Below are 19,554 nucleotides of genomic sequence, written 5' to 3' on the forward strand. Positions count from 1 at the left end.
CAGTCATCAGGGCGACCTCCTGGAAATTATTTATACTTGAATATTCCCTGATTCTGTCGACTTGAGGGTTTTCCCTTCTTTATTATTATCTATGAGTTACCTAATTCTGGTTAACCGAACACCTATGGATATTGCATTTCCTCATTTTTTGAATAAATCGGAATGTGTCCCTGTGCGGGTTGCCGTAAGTATGAGTAAACTTTCATTTATTTCATAAATCAGCAGCCAGTCCGGCAGAATATGGCATTCCCGGAAACCAATATAGTTTCCTGTTAGTGCATGGTCGAGATGTTTTTTGTCAAGTGGCTTTTCTTCCAAAAGCATTTGCAAGATTTCTTCCAGCAAATCCATCTTGTATCCACGCTTTTTCGCTAATTTATAGTCCTTGCGAAATTGTGCGGTTGTTTTTAATGTCAACATTCGCTGTCAAGATCTTCGAACAGTTCACGCGCTGAAGCATAGCTTTTCGCCGAGACTTTTCCGCTGGCAATGTCCCTTGCTTCCTGCATGGCTGTCTCTGTTACAGCATTAAAACGGGGCTGCTTCATTTCAAAAGGTAAGCCGCCCACCATTAAGGACTGACGCAGAAAAATATTTATTGCATCGGTAATGGTAATACCAAAGCTGGCAAAAAGCTGTTCTGCCCACGCCTTTGTTTCCGGGTCAATACGAATGTTGATGTTTGCTGTTTTTGCCATTAGCTCACCTCCTTGCATTTATTATTATATCCCATTGTACGCACATTATCAATACAATGTGAAACTTTTTTAATAAAATATGTGCAATTGTGGTCAGTTGGGGGCTGCCTTGACATTGGACAGTGGTATATAATACCCGCCTAACTTCCGGCTGTCCAATGTCAAGGGGACCCCCTTTATTCCTGTGCGGTCGAGCGGTCGAATCTGACCGGTATAGAAAGGGACGGTTCTTATGTGCTTCTTTAGTCCGACTTTTAAATACAAAATAACCGTATGCAATAACACTATTCTTTTAATATCATACCTTTCTTGCCTCTCCCCTATCACTGCTAGAAAAATAATAAATAGCTGGAACTTCTATCGCAGAAATTAAAGCACAAGAGAACCGTCCCTTTGCTAAGAGATTATCCCTGACGCTGGTACCTTACCTACCGCTAGAAGGCCGCCGACATTGGAGCGTGGCCGGAGGACATGATCACAAAGCACAGTCCGTTATTAAAAAGATGTAAACAGAGAAATTTTTGCAGGAATATTTGGCGTAAAAGGTAAAGTATACAAAAGGAGGGCTGGAAAATGGTGAGAATCATTTGGATAATGCTAAAAGAAATTGAGAAGTGGGAAGTTGAATGGCTAAAACAGGAATCTATTGGTGCTTTATTCATAGCTAGGCTAGGATCGCTAGCTTGTGTTACATTAGTGGCTTATTTTTTGACAACATTACTAGTGGCGTTAGCTATCTCAATAGGTAGTCATTCTAATTCTTTCATAGTCAGCCTTAATTACAACTATATGTGGGCACCGCCCTTATTGATTCTTTGTCCTTTAATAATCCCACTATTAACAAATTGGTTTAACAAAGGTTTTCGATATTCTACGATCATTGCTAATTTTTTTGATATGGTTATTCTGGTTAAATTTGATGTAACAAGTTTGAGTTTTATGTTCGAGCTTATGGGGGTTCATATCTTACATCGTGGGGAATATTTATTTAACTCTGTACGCTGCTGGAGCTTTTATTGATAAAGAAACTTTAGTGAAGTTTGTTGAAGAGAATAAAATCTCTTTATTATCGATTATTGGACTAGTTCATATAGTAATTTACTTAACAATAAGAGTATTAATTCTACCGGAAGAAGAGGTGATGCAACAGTTAGTTAAATATAGAAGAGAATTTTGGATTTGGATGGGCACATTAGTATTCACACTGAGCTACATAACTATTAAGCTATTTTCTCCTTTCAATCCTATTGAATTTATTTATCTAACATTTGTTCTATTGATAGCTCTCGTTAGAATCATTGATGTTTATAAGAAGTTAAGCTGTGTAGTTGAGAAGATTAAAGTATCGGAAAACCCCGGTCTATAACAACCGAAGGCTCCACTTTAACCGATAACTTCTAGCAATTCTTTTTATGGAAGGATACAAGCCCTACCCTTCCACAAAGGTCCGGTCTTTTAATGAAACATCGTTTCTGCCTCAGCCATCAACGATTTAACTTCCTCAACAGCCCGTAAGGCTTCATCTATCTTTATAAGAGATTTTGCTACGAGGATAAAAATCGAACCTCCCGACCAATATTTGAATAAGGAGCAAGAAAATGAAAATAAAGCACCCGGAAATTGGTGTATGCGGACTTTCCTGCAGACTCTGCCCAAGATATCATACCGATACCAAGAGCAAGTGCCATGGGTGCAAAAGTCAAGCCAGAATAGCTGTAGGCTGTCCTTTTATTACCTGTGCAGTTAAGAAAAAAGTAGGGTCTTAATAACGTTACTCAACGTGAGCAATGATACCGTCATGGATTCCTGGGCTTCCCAAGTGCCAGGATGGTCAACTTAGAACCATTATCCCTGACTTTGTAAACATAGCCACGTTCCAATAGGTAACGCATGGCATTCTGCACTGTGGTATGACTGCTGATTGCACACCAATCTGCTGCAAATCTCCAGGAAAAAGGCGCCCCAACCTGCTCCGGGTTATAAAACGTTCTCAAAGCTAAGAGCAGAATAAACCCCTTGTAGAGCTTCTTAACCGATTCCGGGGCATCTTCCGGTAATTTGTGGGCAAACATGGACGGTGTTTTTACCGGCGGCAGCATTAATTATTTTCTGTACTTTGTCGGAAGCGGGAGCCTGATGACTCACAATATAATTTCCCGGCATTTTGACCTCATCTGCATAAGATAAACGAATACCTTTTTCGGTAAGAATATCCTCCAGCATACCTAATGGGTTCGCTCTGGTTCCTCCGGAATTTGTTATTGCAAAGCAATAGGTTTCTGGAAATATAGCAAGTTTTTCAATAAATCGTTTTACTAATCTGGGCAACCCATTATAGAAAACAGGAAATACGAAACCAATAGATTCACCAGGCCCACCTACAGGTTCACTCGGCATCTGTGCAGCCATTGACTTGATTGTGCAATATCCCAATTCTTTTGCAATTTTAGTAGTAATTTCCAGCGAATTGCCTGTTGCAGAAAAATAAAAAATTGTAAAACCCATATATACCCCTCTCATTAATTTTTTATTTATAGAAGAGCTTTCTGAGTTCATTAAAGTAACCATCAAGTTTTGCAATAATCTTGTCATAATCCAATTCATTGATTTCTAAGTTTCGAATATCCTCCAGCATCTGATTCGTAAAACCAATATTCACCCAAAAAATAAGCTGTTTGCACCTTTCAATGTCAAGATCTTCTCTGAATTTAGATTCATCAATTGAACCAAACATTGTCTCGTAGCATAATGATTGTTTCCCTTTATGTCTTTCTTCCAGTTCCTTATTGATTTCATCAGACTTGGTGGCGGTAATCTTATTGAATTCAAAAATCCAGGGATGCTGTTGCAGCAACTCAAGCTGGAGAAGATATGACTGCCGCAGCCTTTCAAAAATATCTTTTTCATTAAAATTCATTAAATCAAAATATTCTTTATTAATCATGTCCGAGCAGTAATCATAAAGGAATAGAAAAAGGTCTTTTTTGCTATTTACATAATGGAACATTAACCCCTTTGAAATCCCAGACTCTTTTGCAATTACATTTGTTGACGCTTCATCAAATCCCTTCGTGGCAAATTCCTTTAACGCTGCGTTTAAAATAGCATTTCGTCTTTTGGATTCCAGATTTAATATTTTTGAAAGCATGATATCACCTTCATATTAATATACTCAATTTTTATCTATCAGGTTAATTATATTATAGACTTATTTATCTAAAAGGTCAAAGGCATCGGAATTTTTCATCCCGATGCCTTTGGATTTTCCTCTCCCCAATACCAGAACTATACTCTCAACGTGTTTTGTTTGCCGGAACATGTCCACGGACTTGATTCCCTTAAACATAAAGCCAGTATCAATGAAATGATTCAAATGATACTGGTTTTATTCAAATGCATCTATGGAAAACGGGCTTCCTGAAATTGCTTTCAAAAAGCCCGTAAACCCTTCTAATAACGTTCATAGGGACATTTTGTGAACAATGCCTATGAACAAAGCCTATGTATGAGGCGGACGGCGAAAGTCGTCCGCCTTATGCGTTTTATGCAATGTTTTCCTCTGTGTTTTCTATGACCGGCTCCACGCTGTCCATCACGCCCACATCGCGATAGACAATACGGATGCTCTGCTCTGCGGTGCGGGAGTATTTTTCACCGCGTTCCCCAACCTCGATGCGGCTAATGAACAGCCTTAAAATTTCCGGCGTCAGCTCGCGGATTTCCGTATACCGCTTGGCCTTTTCAATGAAGGCTTCCACATTGGAGCACTAAAGTCTTTCCACAGTCGGCGCAGTACACCAGTCCCGAGAACATATTCGGCTCGTCCATTTGCTTCGGCATCCGCTTTTTGTGCTTGCGGACGTCCTGCACAATGTCCCACAGCTCCTGCGAAATGAGCGGCTCATGAGTATTCTCCACCAGAATCTGCTCCAACTCCGGGTGCCGGATGAGCTTTTTGTTCTTGAATGGTCTTTTCGACATTCTTGAAACCGCTTTTCGGAATAATTCAAAAAATACTCAGAATATGGTTGACAACTGTAACCTATTGGAATACAATAGGGTTACAATAGTAACCTATATTGAGGTGAGTATGATGGCGGAAAAGAATGAAATAAACTTATCGAGCAGTGAATGGGTGATCATGGAGTGCCTTTGGGATAAGGCTCCCCTGACGGTAACACAAATTGCAAAGGCCATGGAACGCGAAACCGGCTGGGCTAAGAGTACAACCAAAACTCTTATCAGCCGCATGGAGACAAAGGGATATCTGCACTATGAAGAAGGCGGCAAGGCTCGGCGGTATTACCCTACCGTTGAGCGCTCGGAAGTAATCCTGGCGGAAACCGAGAGCTTTCTCAGTCGGCTTTATAACGGCAGTTTGGGTATGATGGTGAACACGCTCGCTCACCAAAATAATCTTTCTCAGAGAGAAATCAAAGAGCTACGGGCAATTCTTGATAAGATGGAAGGGGTGTAATAAAATGCTTGAAACCATTATTACTTCTTCCGTATTAATAGCGATTCTTATCCTGTTGCGCTATTTCTTCAAAGGGAAAATCAATTTACGGCTGCAATATGCCCTATGGTTGTTGGTTGCTGTCAGGCTGCTTATACCTTTTTCCGTATTTAATAGCCCGTTTAGTGTATTGAATATCGCCCCAATAAGCAGCCAGACGGAACGAATTGAAAGCCCTGCCGTGTTGACGCTGCCCGAATCCGCCAGCCTGACTGACGGTAACATGAATGAGGGAATAACGGGTACTGCGAATGATTCAGTACCACCCCGTTATTTCGTGCAAAATGATTCGACTAGCGCTAATATTATCTCGCACCAAAAAGCTTCGTTGAAAGATATCTTACATAATGTATGGCTCATTGGAGCTATTGCCGTGGGGCTTTGGTTTATACTGCAAAACATATGGTTCTATACGAGGTTGAGAAAAACACGGGAAACTGCGGAAATACCGAACAGTCGGCTTCCGGTATACCTGTCCCGCTATGTTAAATCACCTTGTCTGTTCGGTTTCCGTCCGGCAATATATATTCATCCCGATAGTCTGACTGACGACGAAGTTCTGAAATACATTTTGGCGCATGAAGAAACGCACTACCGGCATGGCGACCATCTTTGGTCTTACCTGCGCTGCGTTTGCCTTGCGCTTCATTGGTTCAATCCTCTCATATGGTGGGCGGCCGTGCTCTCCCGAAGGGACTGTGAAATCGCCTGCGACGAAGGTACTTTAAAGCGTATCGGTGATGAGCATCGCAAGGCCTACGGCAATACGCTGATCAATATGATTGAACACCGGGCAAAACCATCCGATCTGCTCTGCAGCGCCACTACGATGACATCGGGTAAATCGGGAATCAAAGAACGGATAACGATGATTGCAAAAAAACCGAAAATGCTGTTGCCGACGCTACTTGTCATGATTCTCATTTTGGCCGCTGCCGTGGGATGCACATTTACGGGAGCCAACGGGAACTCCGCGAAAGATGTGGCCCTGTATGAACGTGCCGGAATGACCATCGCCATACCGAATGAGTATGAAGACCAATTGCTCATTGATCCGGTTGAATACAATGATGAAACCACACTTATACGCGTATATCAGAAATCGACTTATGAAAAATATGAAGGGATGGGATTCCTTTTCAGCATTGTCCGTTACACCGAAGCTCAGCATGAGCAGTTTTTGAGCTCTGATGGCAGCGGACAGATCTTCTTCGCGAAGGATGAAACGTCATATTATGGGTTTTTCTTTGCGACCGATGTGCAGGCTCCGGACGACTATGAGGCGTTTTCCAAGCTTTTCTCAGCCGTCGGCGATTACGTCAAGAGCGATATGATAACTCGAAACGGACTGACCCCTTACAGCGACGACGAATTCTTCAACAGAAACTATACCTACGACAGCGGGCATATTTTCCTCAGTTACTACCCTTACTACGCATATAACGGCAGTAAGGAAGAAGTATGGACGCTAATCCTCTCCCAGCCTGTGAAACAGGGGGATACCGGCATATGGTGCGTGGAGCGCTGGAAGGATCAAAACGGCAATATCTATACATATTTCCCTGATGAGAACGGAACGCCTTCCACAAAATACTATGCCGAACGGCAGGCTGAATGCGATTCAGGCAGCGATATGTCCTGGCTTGATCCGAAGCAGGTGGCGCTTGCGTTTGTTAAGAGAGTATTTGACCATGCCCCGGCGACTTTGGACAGTCTTTTGATATCCGACAATCCTGCTTCGCCAGCCGATTTATTTGCCGCGTCCACAGGAAATATACGCGACTATATGCCTGATCTGCTGGCAGGCAACGACGTCAGCGGCTACGACCTGTTGCCTTGTCTGGAGAGCTTTACGCATAGCACATGGTTAGAGCTGGATGAAGCTTACGGGCGAGATTGGTGGAATCCGCTGTGGGTTGCTCTGCGCGACGCAGCGATCAGCGATAGGCCGGCCGACAGCGACGATCAATCTCTGCGTGACTATTATATAGGCAAAGCTTATCTTGTATCCGACGGCGCCTATGCCGAGGGCTTAGCCGATATCGTGCTGCTGCAGTGGGACAATAACAGCGTCTTGTATAGCGCCTGTCTGAACGGACGTTTTTCCGCGGAGGAGGCGACCTCTCTGCGACGCTCTCTGACTTATTCAATCAGCTACGACGAGAGCACGTTCGGCCTGTTTATACCCGGCAGCGAGCGCAGCATATATCTTAACGCATATCCGGTCGATTTCCCGTTCGGCTGCGACCTTACTGAGAAAAGCCGGGAGACTCACCGGGCCGAGAGCTTCGGACAGGTCACGGTAGTGAAGAGCGACGGCCTGCAGGTAACGTACCTGAACCCCGCCGAGGGCGTGTATACTGTGATCACCCTTCGCGCAGACAAGGAATACTATACCGCGGCAGGCGTCACGATTGGCGATAATGAAGAATTCCTTTTGGCACACTGGCCCGATAAACTCAAAAAGCTGGACGGGATCAGCTACGACGACGAGGCTTGGTTTGGCAGCGGATATGATCATGCCTATGCCTATACGCCGCAAGAAAGCACCATAAGTGTGGTATACCTCATAAAGGACGGCATGGTTTCCGGTATAGAAATCATAAACGGCTTGGACGGAGCTATGTATTAACATAAATTGTTATTTGCATTAGAATTTGTGAATATTCGTGACGTTCACTGAGGTGACAATACCTTTAGAAACAATAACTTAAAGAAATCAGACATCTACCCACATAATTGTGAATGGATGTCTGATTTTCTTGTTGCCCCGTACCGGTTACCCCCTCGGTTCAGTAGTTGACCTGTGGGTGATAACTCTTCTATTTACTGGTCAAAATGGACTTGCATCTATTTCAACCTAAAATTCTGGTGCGCCCGGAGAGACTCGAACTCCCGACACGCGGTTTAGGAAACCGCTGCTCTATCCACCTGAGCTACGGGCGCATGCGTAGCAATAAGTATTCTACAACCCCCAAGTTCGTTTGTCAAGGTTTAAAAGGTTTACAATTCTAAACAAACTTCTCCTCTCCCCATACCTAACAGCTTCTGTACACCTTCAAAAAAGGATCTTTTCTTTGTGAGTAGGCTATATCTGTCAAACATTAGCATATGCATCGATATCCTACCTGTTTGTGTCGAAGCAAGTTGAAATTTATGGAAAATTTATAAATTACAATTAAAGGAATTGCATTGATTTTATTGAAATATTTTGTATAAGCAATTGATATTTTAAGACATAAAAGATCTGGGGTTAATAATGTTTAATTTTGTATTGTTTCTTATGCAAGGCATTCCCGAGAGCATAGGATTAGCCGCGCTGAGCCTGGCGTTGACCGGTATCCCGTTGCGCTGGGGGCGTGTCCTGGCAATAGGAATTGTTATGACTCTAATAATCTATCTGATCAGATTACTTCCCGTTACTTTTGGTTTGCACACAGTCGCTGCAATACTGCTGTATATATCGTTCATCATCAAGATTACCAACGTACCGGCAACAAGGGTTTTTATCGCTGTCTTTACCAGCTTCGCTATCCTGATTGCACTTGAAGTGGCAATCTTTGAAGCATTTCTGTTCTTTAGCAACATGGAGCCGGAGGAGGTCATTTCAAATAAACTACTATGGTTAGGACTGGGGATGCCTCAAGCTTTCATATTGATATTTCTTGCCATTGTTGCTGCAAGATTAAAACGGCCTGCAGGCGCCGTATTCAAGCAGTGAACAGCCTTATACCGGTTTGGCCGGAAATAAAGACAGCGACCAAAAAGCGTCCCAGCCTTCAGTCTAATCTAATCATTTGCCGTTGGAAATTAATTCATAAATATTCAACAAAGCCATCCGCTGGGATATGGGAAATCAATTAAAACATCGTATCTTGTAGAAATGATCGAAATTACAAAATAAAGATATGAGGGCAAAAATGATAGAATTCGGACTATTTCTTCTGCAGGGCATCCCTGAAATGGTAGGGTTAATAGGGCTAAGCCTTGCACTGGCCGGTGTTACACAGCGCTGGGGCCGCATCCTGTTAGCGGGAACACTGCTGGCAATATTAATTTTCTTAATCAGATTACTTCCCATCCCCTTCGGTTTACATTCAGTGGCAGGACTGTTGCTGCTGACGGTGTTAATCATCAAAACCACCAGCGTCCCCCCTTCACGGGTTTTTGTAGCGGTTTTTGCCAGCTTCGCCATCATAATTCTGCTTGAACTAGCAGTCCACGAAATGTTCTTCTTCATAACGAAGCTAAATCCGTATGAGGTTATCGCCAACTACCCTCTTTGGATAAAACTGGGGATGCCTCAGGCTATCCTGTTGGTTGTATTCGCTTTACTTGTTGCAAGGTTTAAACAGCCTCAAAAGGGGGCCTGGAAGGTTTGAGCCGCCTTGTTTTCAGCCGAAGCTGGGCCAGGTATCTGGCCGCCAATTCCAACCTGTCCCAGGATAAGGAACTTATCATTACTTACGCTATTGAGGTGCTGGTGATTAACCTGATTAATGTGCTCCTCACCCTGCTCCTGGGCCTGTTGCTGGGCGTCCTGCCCGTCACCGCCGCATGTCTGGCCTCGGTGTTCCTGTTCAGGCATACAGCCGGAGGAGCCCATTCAAAATCACCCTGGCGCTGCGCAATGATAACGGTTATAATATTCCCCACCCTAGCGTTTATAGCCACTTTTTTATCACAGTTTAACCGTATTTCTGGCGATGTTATATCAGCCCTGGCTGTTTTAACCGGATTTACGGCAGTCCTAGTTCTGGCCCCGGTGGACAACCCGGCAGCGCCAATTATCTCACCGGTCAGAAAAAAACGGTTAAAGATCCTGTCCCTTATGGCGGTCATTCTTATCGCTACAGCCATAATAATCCTCGGGCAGGTCGGCTGGGAACAGGCTCTCGCGTTTCGTAACGGCCTCTCTTTAAGCCTCCTGTGGATAAGCTTCGTCCTCAGTAAAACTGGACACCGTGCCATTAATTTTATAGATGGAATTAACTTAACACAAAGGAGGTGAAAAAGTTGAAAAAGTATAAGACCCTTTTCTTTCTAGCCGCTGTTTCGCTATTAACCTTTCTGGCAAGTATAGCTTCAGCATCTGCTTGCATAGGATCCCATTACCAGCCTGAAGTACCAAAATCACTAAGAAAATAGTGTTCCGGGAGGTGAAATTCTCACCTCCCTTCCTCATCAAATGCTGCTCTGTGGGAGGGACCTGTCTTGAAAGCTGATAACGAAATACTGGACAGACAAAAAGAACTATATGAGCATACGACAGTTACCCACATGTTGTGTATCATCATATTGGCTTCAGCACTGACATTATGCAAAAAATTTTATATACCCGGTGATATTTACCCTATAATCAACATACGTTCTTTTGCGCTTGTCTCCTTTTTAGGGCTTGGGATTATTTTTTTATTAAGGTCGAAAGACACCATACCATTTGAGACCAATAAGTCCTTATCACCTATAGAATTAGGCTACGTAAGTTTCCCGTTGCTAATCTCATCCATAACCCTTATTATGGCCGGCGACAGCCTTGACTCGATAGAAATCATTCTCCTCTTACCGGTACTGATCACGGCCTCGATTATGGGCAAAAGGGCCGGGCTGGTTATGGCTACGGTTTGCGCCTTGTTGCTTTTTGTGTATGAGCTCAGCATGAAAAAACCTTTACAGGTGATCTTCGAGTCCAACCTCATAGTAATCAGTATGATGTACGTGGTAGGCTGGTTTGTCGGCGGTATCATCAACATCGAATCCGAACACCGGGCCCATTTAAAAACCAGTTTGAATTCTGTTAAAGAAGAGATAGCCAGGCGGGAAAAGGTTGAAGAACAACTCCGCAAATTAACCGGCGCCGTTGAACAAGGTCCCAGTATCGTGGTGATAACCGACACCTTCGGGAATATTGAATATGTGAACAAGAAATTCACTCAGGTAACGGGATACCTGCTCGAAGAAACAATTGGAAGAAATATCAGCGAAATCGCAGGGACTCCATCAGAGCCGTCCCAGCAAAACTGGGGCAATGTTGATTCATGCCGGGAATGGCATGAAGAGCTGGAAAACAGAAAGAAAAACGGGGATTATTATTGGGAGTCGGTCTCGATATGCCCTTTTCGCAACCATGAAGGCATCATCACTCACTTCCTTCGAATTTCCGAGGACATAACCGAGTCCAAGCGCATGGAGAAGGAAATGGCGCGCTTAGACCGCCTCAACCTGGTAGGTGAAATGGCGGCGGGGCTGGGCCATGAAATCCGCAACCCGATGACCTCGGTGCGAGGCTTTCTGCAGTTGCTCTCAGGCAAGAAAGACTGTTTACTCTACAAGGGTTATTTCGATTTGATGATTGACGAGCTGGACCGGGCCAACTCAATCATCACTGAATATCTCACCATGGCCAAGGACAAGGCCATTGTCTTAGAATTAAAAAGCCTGAACTCAATAATAGCAGCTATGCAGCCACTATTATCCTCTGACGCGACTAAATCTGAAAAAACAGTTTACTTTGATCTGCAGGAGATGCCGGCCCTGCTGCTGGACGAAAAAGAGATTAGGCAGCTCATATTGAATCTCGTCCGCAACGGTCTTGAAGCGATGCGCCCCGGCGGAGCCCTGACCATTAAAACATACCTTGAGGACACAGAGGCCGTGCTTTCCGTGCAGGACCAGGGAAGCGGCATCAGCCCGGAAGTATTGGAGAAAATAGGAACGCCCTTTTTCACCACCAAGGACACCGGGACAGGTTTGGGGCTGGCGGTATGTTACAGCATTGCAGCCCGGCACAACGCCTGCTTAAAAGTTGCAACCAGCCCTGGTGGAACAACTTTTTATGTCAGGTTTAAGCTTATATAATATTTCTATAAAAATCGCTTGCCTTCACTTTTATGGCGCGCCCGTAAAGATTCTCCCTCTACTTCTGCCTTAGTCAAATACAACCCCAGACCCCACGCCTGGATACACCAGCAAGCACTAAAACAAGCAGCTTAACCTTAAAAGAACTATTATGAATTATTTTATTTCTAAATGATATAGACTTTTAATGTATTCCACAACTTCATCCTCATCTTTCAAATATTGATCTATACACGATGAAAGGTGAAATGAACTATTAATATTTTCATTAATGCCAAGCCCGATTACAGGCTTCTGTTTTAAATAACAATATGTCAGTTCAAAAATAGTTCCTGGTGATTCCAATATGTGATCTGTATTAACTATGATTATATCTGATTCGCTTAAGTAGAATACGTTTTGTTTAAGATTAGACAAATTAGTATACAACATGTTTTGTTTAAGATTTGTGCAAGCATTAAAACATTTAACATCCAGCATATTCAACTTCTCGGTTAAGCTTATTCTCCACTTTAAACACTCATTAAATTTATTATTTCTTATATACCAACTAATTGCACCCGCAAGATATACTAACATTTAATATCTCCTTATCCCTGATATACTGCAGCCACCGACACAGCTCCGTCTCATTTATCATCTACATATTCAGCACAAATACTACAATTTTTATCTTAGTTAACCATCCCCCTTTATTATATATCTATGTTCTTTATTTGAGGAATAGCTAACCGCGAAATAGCAGTTTATTTTTTCGGCGATTATTCCCACATGGAATTATTTAGACAAAGCCCCGCTTTTCAGCGAGCAAAAAAAACACCTGCCCGCTTCCCCTTTCCCCATAATCCGTAAGCGTAGTCAACCATCAACTCAACCTCTTTACCGGTTTCGTCTAATAAGAAAAGCACCCTCTGGAGGGTGCTAAATACTATATGGGTAATTTATAGCCGTACTTAAAATAAAGCCAGAAGCAGCCAACCACAATCAAAGCCATAAAGAGAAATTTGATTATTCCTTTAAATATCCTGACAACAATAAATAATATGAATAACGGTACGATCACGTATAAAAGTGATGTTAAGTCCAATAAGAACCCCTCCTATTCTTTTCAGTTAGAGATTTCGACAGGGGGGCAGTATTCCCTTTATATAAAAATCAAGAAAAATTAAACATGGAGAAAAGGCTATCCCCGCAAATTTCCCGTGTTCAATCTCCGCCAGAGCATCCTGGTGACTGGGAGGACGTTGCCGCGTACTTTTTTTATTTAATTTACAGAAAGGTTTTTCAAAAGCATCTATTGAACAGTTTTATCAAGGCATTTAAAAAGGAGTCTCAAATCTTGCCGGATCAAAAACACCAGGAAGCCAATAAATCATTACTAAAAAAAATAGGCATTGCCCTTGTTATTCTCTCATGTGTCCTATACGGAGGACTTTTTATTGTTCCATTTATTCCTTGTTCTGTGGCAACAAAAGCAATCATCTCAACCTCGCTGGTGATTTCCGGCGAAGCATCATTTTGGATAGGTGGAATTATTCTTGGCAAAGAGTTGGTTTCCAAATTTAGATACTATTTTAATCCTATGAACTGGTTTAAGAAAAAGGGCAGCTAATCTTTATTGTTCTCAACTCTTACAGCCTTTTGACCGGTAAACTGCTCCCACCTGTTTATGATGCCATCATAACCGCTCAGCGCAACATCAAAGTCGCCGTCATCCAGCTCAACCAGGAGCTCCTTCAGCAGTTCATCATTATCTCAGCCAGCTCAGCGATACGGTATTTGCAACTAGGTCCGCTCACTCTTCGGCCTCTAGCTTTGCAACCAATATCGACAATATTAGACAAAGGAATACCTCCTTTTCTGTGGAAGAATGTTATTGAGGATAATTATACCAGGAAAGGAGGTTTAGTAGTTTATGGGAAAAGGAAGTAATCCAAAACGCTCGGCTGATTCACAAATAAACCATAACAACATGGTTAGATATATTGCTAATGATTTAGTTTCCAAAGGATATGGCGTACTCGCCGACCATATTAATTGGCCAAAAGGTTCCCCCGGTAAAATTAACGGTTATATACCAGATTTAACTGTTACAAATACTGATAGCTTTATTATATTTGAGATCGAGACATGCTCAACTTATAGTGATGATCATACCAGGGAACAACTTACTGCCTTTGATAAAAAGGGGGGTACATATATCATCATTCCATCTGCGTGTTCTATGGGTAATATAAACTATGATCCTGTGGAAGAGGTAAAACAAAATCTTAAAAACTGGGGATTATTTTCAGTAAGGGTAGGAACTTGCGATCCTTTTACGGGAAAAATAAATTACAATGTTTAGTTTAATTGATGTAATGATAAGGCCGACCATTGGGACGGCTCTTGTTTTCTAACTGACCCCTTCACTTATTGTTTGCTTTCGTACAACCAGCGCGATCTTTTTTTCAGCCCTTTGGACAAAATGTTGCACGGCCTCCTGCTTATGTGGTCAGCCTTCCGTACCGTACCGTTTTTATTTCACCTCACACAGATTTCCGGGGCTGGAACTTTAGCACAGCCTCTCCATGTTGTAGTTGCTCAATTTCCTCTGCCCGCCTCAGGATTCCGTCAATCAACCGCTCCAACAGTTTCATCCAACACCTGCCTTTCCGCGTCACTACCCCCTCAAACGAACTACTTGCAGCTTTCATCGCCGCTCCCATACGAAAATCTCCGTCTGCGGCCGCTCCATGTCAACCTCGGGCGCCAATAACAAAACCCCGCAATCACTTGCGGGGCTTTACTTTTCTATGGCGCGCCTGGGAAGATTCGAACCCCCGACCTTCTGATCCGTAGTCAGAAACATGGCCTTTTGCAGGTTAGGACAATGTTGGTCAAGTGCTTGTCCTATAAGGGTTTGTCCACTTTTACGTTGGTCATCTTTGGTTGCTTTTTGGGGATAATTTGCATTGACTATCCCCAAATTATCCCCAGCACAAGTACCGCAAATCAAGGTAAAACAATACGTCCTGCTTTATTATTTAAAGTGCCCGACTTTGATCTTCCCGTAGCCAAAACTTGATATACATTGATATCCTAGTTAAATAATCTAATAAGGTTTGCCTTACACGTTGTATCAACTAATGCTCGTTCATTCCTAGTTAAACCGTTATCATATATTTCTTTTAACTTGGCAAGGTTTTGCCCCGAGCTTTTTATAAAAGGTAATAACTCCTCAATAGACATTAAATCCTTTTTCTGTTTCATCCCCTGCAGGCGTTTATTATTAATCACTAATTTATGTAAAACATATGCCTCTGGCAGAGGTACCAGCAGCTGATACAATCGAATAAATAAAGTAGTAGTCCATTGAATCAAAATATCTAGATGCCGAAGCCCAGCAGCTTTTATTCCAAGCCCTTCTACGGTATAAGGCTCAATCTGGCCCTGGCCCATATCTCGAACTAAAAACTCGACCTCAAGAGGACCTTCAAAATTTGAAAATTTAATAAGCCCATCATTGCGCTGCTGAGTCATAAAACCATGACGTTCCATTACATCGCATAATGGTACTTTCTTGGCTGGGCGCCTTATGTTTGGGATTAGAAAATCAAGGTCAATTGTACGGATGTTTGGCTGGAAGCCGCTAAAATAATTAGATTCAGCATAAATATACTCAACCCAGCTCCCAATCAAAATTAGATCCGGTAAAACCCCTTGTGAATCCAGTATCCTAATGGTTTCCCAAAAAACCGCTTCTTGTTTTTCGTTCATTTGTGTTTAAGCGCTTTCTCTAAAATCCTACAATCTCTTTTTACTTCGCGTAGATTTTTCATAAGTTTTTTATGCTGCTCTAACTTAAACTGTAACTCATTTAATTCTTCCTCAGATAATTTGTTTAAATATTTGGAGACCATTTTCCCGTCTTTCCGATAATCCAGATAGGGATACATACGACCACGAATATTTTTAAAGCGGATGTTTCCTTTGGGCATGCTCGCTAATTTCTCTTTATAGGATTGCTCCATAGACTTGAGCCGCTCATAATGGTCTTCCAAAACCCCGCGAATCATTATAATCCCTCCTGTCGTTAACCTGCAACTTGGCAATATTTTAACCATTGCAGGTTAATAATATTCTACTCTGTGGTGCTTTTTTTTGCAAGAAAAAAATTAACCTGCAAGTAGTTATTATTTAAAATATTGTAGGTTAATTATACTAAAATGGTACATATAAAGCTACCCTATTAATACATCGACGTCATTCCCAGGGCTTGTACAAACAAAAAGAGCACATCCCTGGTCCTAATGCAATCCCCCCTAGCGCTGGTTAAAGATTATTTTGAGCTTTTCTCTCTTCCTCCAGGTCTACTGTCATGCTTGCTGGGTTTTCGAATGATTTACTACCGACCGGCTACCTTAAATACTCCCTGAACTGCTCCGGGTTAATGTAGTAGCTCCATTTCTTCCGCTTCACAGCTACCCCAAATGGGAACTTGCCTTGTTGCAGTGCTATCCGTAAAAACTGTGGGTTTACACCCATAATAGCGGCGGCCTTCGGTAGCGGCATGCGCTTACCTCCCGGTATTTCCTGACTCACAGGGTCAGTCTCCCACTTTAGCCGGTTGCTGAGGTCTCTCCCCCGGTTATCTGTTTTTCATACCACTCATAAAACTGTTTTTTTGGCACCCGTATCCTTTTCCCTAACTTGAATACTGGGAATAGTCCATCCTTTGCATATTGGTAAGCCCTACTTACTCCAATTCCTAATATTTCTGCTACTTCAGGTACCGACATATGGAGGTTGCTTTTAGGTGTTTTAAACATTTACTTCACCTGCCTTTGTTGATGAGGTTACTACTGTCACCATTGCGGAACTTTTGAAATTTTTTGTAGTTTTGTCACCACCTTTTTGTTTTAAGAATGTGCCACATCGGAAAGCTTTGTTGAGGAGGCGACATTTTGTCGTGCCCTCTGGTTGTTTCCGTGCTTAATCCCCCAGTATTCTTTTAAAAACTTTGCCCTCTCGCCTTTTTAATTGGGTCGCCATCGCCCTGGCGGCGTTCTTTATGGAGCCAGCCCCACCGCAGCGGGACCAGCTCCAACCCCTGGCCTTAATTTATATTTGCTACCGCTACAGGCTCAGGAAACCAGTGCTTACTTTTAAAGGATGCTAGAGTCATGGCGCCCTCCTCTGTGATTGTGATTACTAAGACTCTCCCACATCTTGGGCATTTAATTGACATTTCCATCCTGCCTATTAAGGAGTAATAAAATATCATCCTATTGCATTTGGGGCAGCGGTATTTTTTTTCTTTTAAATTCTCTGCCATAAAATCAGCCTCCCCTATCCAACGAGCTTTTCAACCGGCACACCTAATTCCTTCGCAAGCCGAGCCAGAAGACGAATAGCTTTATACTCACCACTTTCAACACGTCCAAGGTGGCGAGGAGTAATAAGCACTCTGTTAGCAAGTTCTTGCCGGCTTATACCTTTCTCAATTCGTAACTGCTTAACTGGCGACATCGAGCATACCCTCCCCGGTGAAAAATTGCTTCAGGCTTGTCCCATCCTGCAGGCCGGCCAGGTAAAATTCCTGCTCTACGATACTAATAAGCGTCGAGTGAAGGCCCTCCAGGTGTTCGATAAGTTCTGGGCTAGTGCCATACCTCAAAATATCATACAGGTGGCAGCACTCATCAAAAACGGAACTGAACTCCGGTTTATTTGCGACAGCCTGTCCAATCTCATCACAGCGGTTATCAATAATCTGTTTGCATATGGGATTTAACATATGAATTGGCCTCCTCGAATTTTAATTATAAAGAGGTGTGTCTATTTCCACCAACACGGGCAACTCTTTAATGTCCTTTGATATTGTTTGCATACCGTACATAAACCCCATTTTAAAGACTTCTGCAAATGAAAGTCTTTCCACCTCTTCAGCTGCTTCAATGGCTTCTCTAGCGAATTCGATAATAGTCATCCTTTCGGTTTCTTCCATTTTTATTTCATCGAGAAAATCAGCTATTCTATTGAATTTTTTAGCATAGTCATCCCAGAAGTGTTTAAAAGATGGGTGCTCAGCAATAGGGAACTTAAGACCCATGGTTTTAATAACTGCCAACGTATCAAGCTTGTGTTTAGGCATAAAAATACCTCCTTAGGTTTTTTCCATAATTCTCTCAACAGGGGACAATAATATACCCTGTTTTTGGAAAATGGCTTGATTTCCACCATGAGGAGGTTATAATAAAAAAGATAGCCTCTCATGGGGCACTCATTAGGAAGTCCGGATCTCTTGGCGGGGAGCGGGCTTCCTTTAATTTTTAACTTCCTTTGACTTTAACCACTCAACTACTACTTGTTTATCAAACCTGACTAAACGTCCCTGTTTGATAAAAGGCAAGCCTTCTTTTCGCCATCGCTCTGTTGTGCGTCTACTAATTTTTAACCATTCACAAAGCTCGCCTATGGTAATAAAATCCCCTTCCATATATCACCACCCTTTGCTATTTAATGATATTTTATATACCACTATACGACATGTCAATATGTATTACCATAATTATCTATAATTTTAGGCAAAAAAAACGAGCCCGGAGGCCCTTAAAATTATTTTAGCATCTCACTTAGTACTTTTGCTGCTAGGTCTTTCAACTGTTCCCATCCCCATTTAGTGGCATTTTGGCTTATTACTTTAACTTTTTCTACTCCCGTTAGCGTTCTATCTATTTGGAGTTTTTGTTCAACAAAATCAATACCCTGCCTTGTCATTTTTATATCTCCAACATTTACATGTAATGGAATATGACTATTGCCACCTCGAATTATCGTAGCACCGTTTATCATCTGTTCATTTTGTAATTTATCAATAGCAATTCTAAAAATCTTATTATCCAAATCAAGGTTTTTAAAACTTATTTCCCTTTCCATATCTGGTAAATCTTTTTGATATTCAGTATATATAGCAAGTAAAACCTTTTGTTTTGCATCTAGTTCCATTATGCAACCTCCTAACTTCTTGATAGACTTCGACAAGAAGGGAAACTTATCCTTGACAAATATTCCGACAGGATATGACAGAGAGGGGTAGACAGCCTGGTAACCCACTGCCCATGCTCATAACGATCACCAATCAGCGCAAAATTGCGCTAACCGGTTTTGTCCTCAGGTTTGAGGGATAAAGGTCGGATACCGCAACCGACCTTTCCATGCGGATTTTAATTCCGGACATCTCAGGATAAGGGTTGTGTTTAATACAAACCCCTAGTGGAATCAAATTGATTCGCCCATCAGTTTGTCAACTCGGCCGACAAGTGGGCTTAGTGAAGAATTTAGACAGCGCAATTTTACGCCGCCAAATTTTGATTTAACAGGATTGCTGCCGGTATACTCGGATGTCACATCCAACTTTCCTAACCTTGACCTTTGGCAAAGGCCTGTTCTCAAAACCGACCTGCCCTGATTCTGGAGCCCGGAGTTATGAGCTGGTTT

At 42.4% G+C, this 19,554-nt stretch carries 27 protein-coding genes and 1 tRNA gene; 10 read left to right on the forward strand and 18 right to left on the reverse strand.

The genetic code is table 11. The annotated features are described in order from the left end of the window. Positions 1 to 141: 141 nt before the first annotated feature. Positions 142 to 420 (reverse strand): type II toxin-antitoxin system YafQ family toxin, encoded by a 279-nt coding sequence (locus tag Psfp_RS04670; protein ID WP_134217396.1) that lies wholly within the window; start codon positions 418 to 420, stop codon positions 142 to 144. After that, positions 414 to 698, reverse strand: coding sequence for a type II toxin-antitoxin system RelB/DinJ family antitoxin (locus Psfp_RS04675; RefSeq protein WP_134217397.1), 285 nt, complete (start codon positions 696 to 698; stop codon positions 414 to 416). The genes Psfp_RS04670 and Psfp_RS04675 overlap by 7 nt, the downstream gene beginning before the upstream one ends. A 573-nt stretch (positions 699 to 1,271) precedes the next feature. Between Psfp_RS04675 and Psfp_RS04680 the strand changes: the two genes are divergently transcribed. Further along, on the forward strand, positions 1,272 to 1,718 hold the full coding sequence (locus Psfp_RS04680) for a hypothetical protein (protein ID WP_134217398.1): 447 nt from the start codon (positions 1,272 to 1,274) through the stop codon (positions 1,716 to 1,718). 1,008 nt (positions 1,719 to 2,726) lie between these two features. Here Psfp_RS04680 and Psfp_RS04685 read toward each other — a convergent pair. From Psfp_RS04685 to Psfp_RS04700, 4 genes are all read right to left on the reverse strand, one after another. Further along, the gene (locus Psfp_RS04685) at positions 2,727 to 3,290 is read right to left on the reverse strand and encodes an EFR1 family ferrodoxin (protein WP_192895276.1); all 564 of its coding nucleotides are present in this window, start codon (positions 3,288 to 3,290) and stop codon (positions 2,727 to 2,729) included. Then, positions 3,226 to 3,846: a TetR/AcrR family transcriptional regulator gene (locus tag Psfp_RS04690; RefSeq protein ID WP_134217400.1), complete on the reverse strand. Its 621-nt coding sequence runs from the start codon at positions 3,844 to 3,846 to the stop codon at positions 3,226 to 3,228. Before Psfp_RS04690 ends, Psfp_RS04685 begins: the two co-directional genes overlap by 65 nt. Positions 3,847 to 4,240: 394 nt before the next feature. Beyond that, a complete protein-coding gene (locus Psfp_RS04695; protein WP_134217401.1) occupies positions 4,241 to 4,456 on the reverse strand; it encodes a DUF4368 domain-containing protein in 216 nt (71 codons plus the stop codon). Beyond that, a complete protein-coding gene (locus Psfp_RS04700; protein WP_134217402.1) occupies positions 4,440 to 4,679 on the reverse strand; it encodes a recombinase family protein in 240 nt (79 codons plus the stop codon). Before Psfp_RS04700 ends, Psfp_RS04695 begins: the two co-directional genes overlap by 17 nt. A gap of 43 nt (positions 4,680 to 4,722) precedes the next feature. Here Psfp_RS04700 and Psfp_RS04705 point away from each other — a divergent pair, with 43 nt between their 5' ends. Next, complete coding sequence (locus Psfp_RS04705; protein WP_192895271.1) at positions 4,723 to 5,175, forward strand: BlaI/MecI/CopY family transcriptional regulator; 453 nt, start codon at positions 4,723 to 4,725, stop codon at positions 5,173 to 5,175. Between the two features lie 4 nt (positions 5,176 to 5,179). Then, complete coding sequence (locus Psfp_RS04710; RefSeq protein ID WP_134217404.1) at positions 5,180 to 7,846, forward strand: M56 family metallopeptidase; 2,667 nt, start codon at positions 5,180 to 5,182, stop codon at positions 7,844 to 7,846. 237 nt (positions 7,847 to 8,083) lie between these two features. Here Psfp_RS04710 and Psfp_RS04715 read toward each other — a convergent pair. After that, positions 8,084 to 8,160: transfer RNA gene (locus Psfp_RS04715), tRNA-Arg, on the reverse strand. A 313-nt stretch (positions 8,161 to 8,473) separates the two neighbouring features. On the opposite strand from Psfp_RS04715, the gene Psfp_RS04720 reads away from it, so the two are divergent. The 5 genes from Psfp_RS04720 (at position 8,474) to Psfp_RS04740 (ending at position 12,072) form a co-directional block, all read left to right on the forward strand. Then, positions 8,474 to 8,935, forward strand: a complete 462-nt coding sequence (locus Psfp_RS04720; protein ID WP_134217405.1) for a hypothetical protein — start codon at positions 8,474 to 8,476, stop codon at positions 8,933 to 8,935. 199 nt (positions 8,936 to 9,134) lie between these two features. Next, positions 9,135 to 9,596: a hypothetical protein gene (locus Psfp_RS04725; RefSeq protein ID WP_134217406.1), complete on the forward strand. Its 462-nt coding sequence runs from the start codon at positions 9,135 to 9,137 to the stop codon at positions 9,594 to 9,596. Then, positions 9,593 to 10,225 carry an accessory gene regulator B family protein gene (locus Psfp_RS04730; RefSeq protein ID WP_134217407.1) on the forward strand — a complete coding sequence of 211 codons (633 nt, stop codon included), beginning with the start codon at positions 9,593 to 9,595 and terminating at the stop codon, positions 10,223 to 10,225. The genes Psfp_RS04725 and Psfp_RS04730 overlap by 4 nt, the downstream gene beginning before the upstream one ends. After that, on the forward strand, positions 10,222 to 10,362 hold the full coding sequence (locus Psfp_RS04735) for a cyclic lactone autoinducer peptide (protein ID WP_345789067.1): 141 nt from the start codon (positions 10,222 to 10,224) through the stop codon (positions 10,360 to 10,362). Before Psfp_RS04730 ends, Psfp_RS04735 begins: the two co-directional genes overlap by 4 nt. A gap of 66 nt (positions 10,363 to 10,428) precedes the next feature. Further along, positions 10,429 to 12,072 (forward strand): ATP-binding protein, encoded by a 1,644-nt coding sequence (locus tag Psfp_RS04740; protein WP_243120485.1) that lies wholly within the window; start codon positions 10,429 to 10,431, stop codon positions 12,070 to 12,072. 156 nt (positions 12,073 to 12,228) lie between these two features. Here the strand turns inward: Psfp_RS04740 and Psfp_RS04745 are convergent, their stop codons facing one another. Further along, the gene (locus tag Psfp_RS04745; RefSeq protein ID WP_134217409.1) at positions 12,229 to 12,651 is read right to left on the reverse strand and encodes a leucine-rich repeat protein; all 423 of its coding nucleotides are present in this window, start codon (positions 12,649 to 12,651) and stop codon (positions 12,229 to 12,231) included. A 592-nt stretch (positions 12,652 to 13,243) separates the two neighbouring features. Here Psfp_RS04745 and Psfp_RS04750 point away from each other — a divergent pair. Both Psfp_RS04750 and Psfp_RS04755 read left to right on the forward strand, forming a co-directional pair. Continuing rightward, positions 13,244 to 13,684 (forward strand): transporter suffix domain-containing protein, encoded by a 441-nt coding sequence (locus Psfp_RS04750; RefSeq protein ID WP_134217410.1) that lies wholly within the window; start codon positions 13,244 to 13,246, stop codon positions 13,682 to 13,684. Between the two features lie 303 nt (positions 13,685 to 13,987). Beyond that, positions 13,988 to 14,419, forward strand: coding sequence for a hypothetical protein (locus Psfp_RS04755; RefSeq protein WP_134217411.1), 432 nt, complete (start codon positions 13,988 to 13,990; stop codon positions 14,417 to 14,419). A gap of 734 nt (positions 14,420 to 15,153) precedes the next feature. On the opposite strand, the gene Psfp_RS04760 is transcribed toward Psfp_RS04755, so the two are convergent. The 10 genes from Psfp_RS04760 to Psfp_RS04800 form a co-directional block, all read right to left on the reverse strand. Beyond that, positions 15,154 to 15,831 (reverse strand): GSU2403 family nucleotidyltransferase fold protein, encoded by a 678-nt coding sequence (locus Psfp_RS04760; protein ID WP_134217412.1) that lies wholly within the window; start codon positions 15,829 to 15,831, stop codon positions 15,154 to 15,156. Further along, on the reverse strand, positions 15,828 to 16,130 hold the full coding sequence (locus Psfp_RS04765; protein ID WP_134217413.1) for a hypothetical protein: 303 nt from the start codon (positions 16,128 to 16,130) through the stop codon (positions 15,828 to 15,830). Before Psfp_RS04765 ends, Psfp_RS04760 begins: the two co-directional genes overlap by 4 nt. Positions 16,131 to 16,470: 340 nt before the next feature. Continuing rightward, positions 16,471 to 16,626, reverse strand: coding sequence for a hypothetical protein (locus Psfp_RS21500; protein WP_190240143.1), 156 nt, complete (start codon positions 16,624 to 16,626; stop codon positions 16,471 to 16,473). Between the two features lie 47 nt (positions 16,627 to 16,673). After that, entirely contained in the window at positions 16,674 to 16,883 is a 210-nt protein-coding gene (locus Psfp_RS04770) for a helix-turn-helix domain-containing protein (RefSeq protein WP_134217414.1), read from the reverse strand. 287 nt (positions 16,884 to 17,170) lie between these two features. Further along, positions 17,171 to 17,389 carry a hypothetical protein gene (locus Psfp_RS04775; RefSeq protein WP_134217415.1) on the reverse strand — a complete coding sequence of 73 codons (219 nt, stop codon included), beginning with the start codon at positions 17,387 to 17,389 and terminating at the stop codon, positions 17,171 to 17,173. A gap of 14 nt (positions 17,390 to 17,403) precedes the next feature. Continuing rightward, positions 17,404 to 17,583 (reverse strand): helix-turn-helix transcriptional regulator, encoded by a 180-nt coding sequence (locus Psfp_RS04780; protein WP_134217416.1) that lies wholly within the window; start codon positions 17,581 to 17,583, stop codon positions 17,404 to 17,406. After that, positions 17,570 to 17,851, reverse strand: coding sequence for a hypothetical protein (locus Psfp_RS04785; protein ID WP_134217417.1), 282 nt, complete (start codon positions 17,849 to 17,851; stop codon positions 17,570 to 17,572). Before Psfp_RS04785 ends, Psfp_RS04780 begins: the two co-directional genes overlap by 14 nt. 21 nt (positions 17,852 to 17,872) lie before the next feature. Continuing rightward, positions 17,873 to 18,208 carry a hypothetical protein gene (locus Psfp_RS04790; protein WP_134217418.1) on the reverse strand — a complete coding sequence of 112 codons (336 nt, stop codon included), beginning with the start codon at positions 18,206 to 18,208 and terminating at the stop codon, positions 17,873 to 17,875. Positions 18,209 to 18,379: 171 nt separating this feature from the next. Further along, positions 18,380 to 18,553, reverse strand: coding sequence for a helix-turn-helix domain-containing protein (locus Psfp_RS04795; protein ID WP_134217419.1), 174 nt, complete (start codon positions 18,551 to 18,553; stop codon positions 18,380 to 18,382). Between the two features lie 119 nt (positions 18,554 to 18,672). Further along, complete coding sequence (locus Psfp_RS04800; RefSeq protein ID WP_134217420.1) at positions 18,673 to 19,062, reverse strand: YjcQ family protein; 390 nt, start codon at positions 19,060 to 19,062, stop codon at positions 18,673 to 18,675. Between the last annotated feature and the right edge of the window lie 492 nt (positions 19,063 to 19,554).

Source organism: Pelotomaculum sp. FP (assembly GCF_004369245.1).
In the GTDB taxonomy this organism is placed as follows: domain Bacteria; phylum Bacillota; class Desulfotomaculia; order Desulfotomaculales; family Pelotomaculaceae; genus Pelotomaculum_C; species Pelotomaculum_C schinkii.

Excerpts from the sequence above, each read along its gene's own strand:
- Psfp_RS04795 (WP_134217419.1), bottom strand. The coding sequence starts at position 18,553 with ATGGAAGGGGATTTTATTACCATAGGCGAGCTTTGTGAATGGTTAAAA.
- Psfp_RS04760 (WP_134217412.1), bottom strand. The coding sequence starts at position 15,831 with ATGAACGAAAAACAAGAAGCGGTTTTTTGGGAAACCATTAGGATACTG.
- Psfp_RS04770 (WP_134217414.1), bottom strand. The coding sequence starts at position 16,883 with ATGTTTAAAACACCTAAAAGCAACCTCCATATGTCGGTACCTGAAGTA.
- Psfp_RS04680 (WP_134217398.1), top strand. The coding sequence starts at position 1,272 with ATGGTGAGAATCATTTGGATAATGCTAAAAGAAATTGAGAAGTGGGAA.
- Psfp_RS04675 (WP_134217397.1), bottom strand. The coding sequence starts at position 698 with ATGGCAAAAACAGCAAACATCAACATTCGTATTGACCCGGAAACAAAG.
- Psfp_RS04755 (WP_134217411.1), top strand. The coding sequence starts at position 13,988 with ATGGGAAAAGGAAGTAATCCAAAACGCTCGGCTGATTCACAAATAAAC.
- Psfp_RS04800 (WP_134217420.1), bottom strand. The coding sequence starts at position 19,062 with ATGGAACTAGATGCAAAACAAAAGGTTTTACTTGCTATATATACTGAA.
- Psfp_RS04750 (WP_134217410.1), top strand. The coding sequence starts at position 13,244 with ATGGAGAAAAGGCTATCCCCGCAAATTTCCCGTGTTCAATCTCCGCCA.
- Psfp_RS21500 (WP_190240143.1), bottom strand. The coding sequence starts at position 16,626 with ATGCCGCTACCGAAGGCCGCCGCTATTATGGGTGTAAACCCACAGTTT.
- Psfp_RS04745 (WP_134217409.1), bottom strand. The coding sequence starts at position 12,651 with ATGTTAGTATATCTTGCGGGTGCAATTAGTTGGTATATAAGAAATAAT.
- Psfp_RS04700 (WP_134217402.1), bottom strand. The coding sequence starts at position 4,679 with ATGTCGAAAAGACCATTCAAGAACAAAAAGCTCATCCGGCACCCGGAG.
- Psfp_RS04780 (WP_134217416.1), bottom strand. The coding sequence starts at position 17,583 with ATGTCGCCAGTTAAGCAGTTACGAATTGAGAAAGGTATAAGCCGGCAA.
- Psfp_RS04765 (WP_134217413.1), bottom strand. The coding sequence starts at position 16,130 with ATGATTCGCGGGGTTTTGGAAGACCATTATGAGCGGCTCAAGTCTATG.
- Psfp_RS04690 (WP_134217400.1), bottom strand. The coding sequence starts at position 3,846 with ATGCTTTCAAAAATATTAAATCTGGAATCCAAAAGACGAAATGCTATT.
- Psfp_RS04790 (WP_134217418.1), bottom strand. The coding sequence starts at position 18,208 with ATGCCTAAACACAAGCTTGATACGTTGGCAGTTATTAAAACCATGGGT.
- Psfp_RS04705 (WP_192895271.1), top strand. The coding sequence starts at position 4,723 with ATGGTTGACAACTGTAACCTATTGGAATACAATAGGGTTACAATAGTA.
- Psfp_RS04785 (WP_134217417.1), bottom strand. The coding sequence starts at position 17,851 with ATGTTAAATCCCATATGCAAACAGATTATTGATAACCGCTGTGATGAG.
- Psfp_RS04725 (WP_134217406.1), top strand. The coding sequence starts at position 9,135 with ATGATAGAATTCGGACTATTTCTTCTGCAGGGCATCCCTGAAATGGTA.
- Psfp_RS04685 (WP_192895276.1), bottom strand. The coding sequence starts at position 3,290 with ATGACAAGATTATTGCAAAACTTGATGGTTACTTTAATGAACTCAGAA.
- Psfp_RS04670 (WP_134217396.1), bottom strand. The coding sequence starts at position 420 with ATGTTGACATTAAAAACAACCGCACAATTTCGCAAGGACTATAAATTA.
- Psfp_RS04710 (WP_134217404.1), top strand. The coding sequence starts at position 5,180 with ATGCTTGAAACCATTATTACTTCTTCCGTATTAATAGCGATTCTTATC.
- Psfp_RS04720 (WP_134217405.1), top strand. The coding sequence starts at position 8,474 with ATGTTTAATTTTGTATTGTTTCTTATGCAAGGCATTCCCGAGAGCATA.
- Psfp_RS04775 (WP_134217415.1), bottom strand. The coding sequence starts at position 17,389 with ATGGCAGAGAATTTAAAAGAAAAAAAATACCGCTGCCCCAAATGCAAT.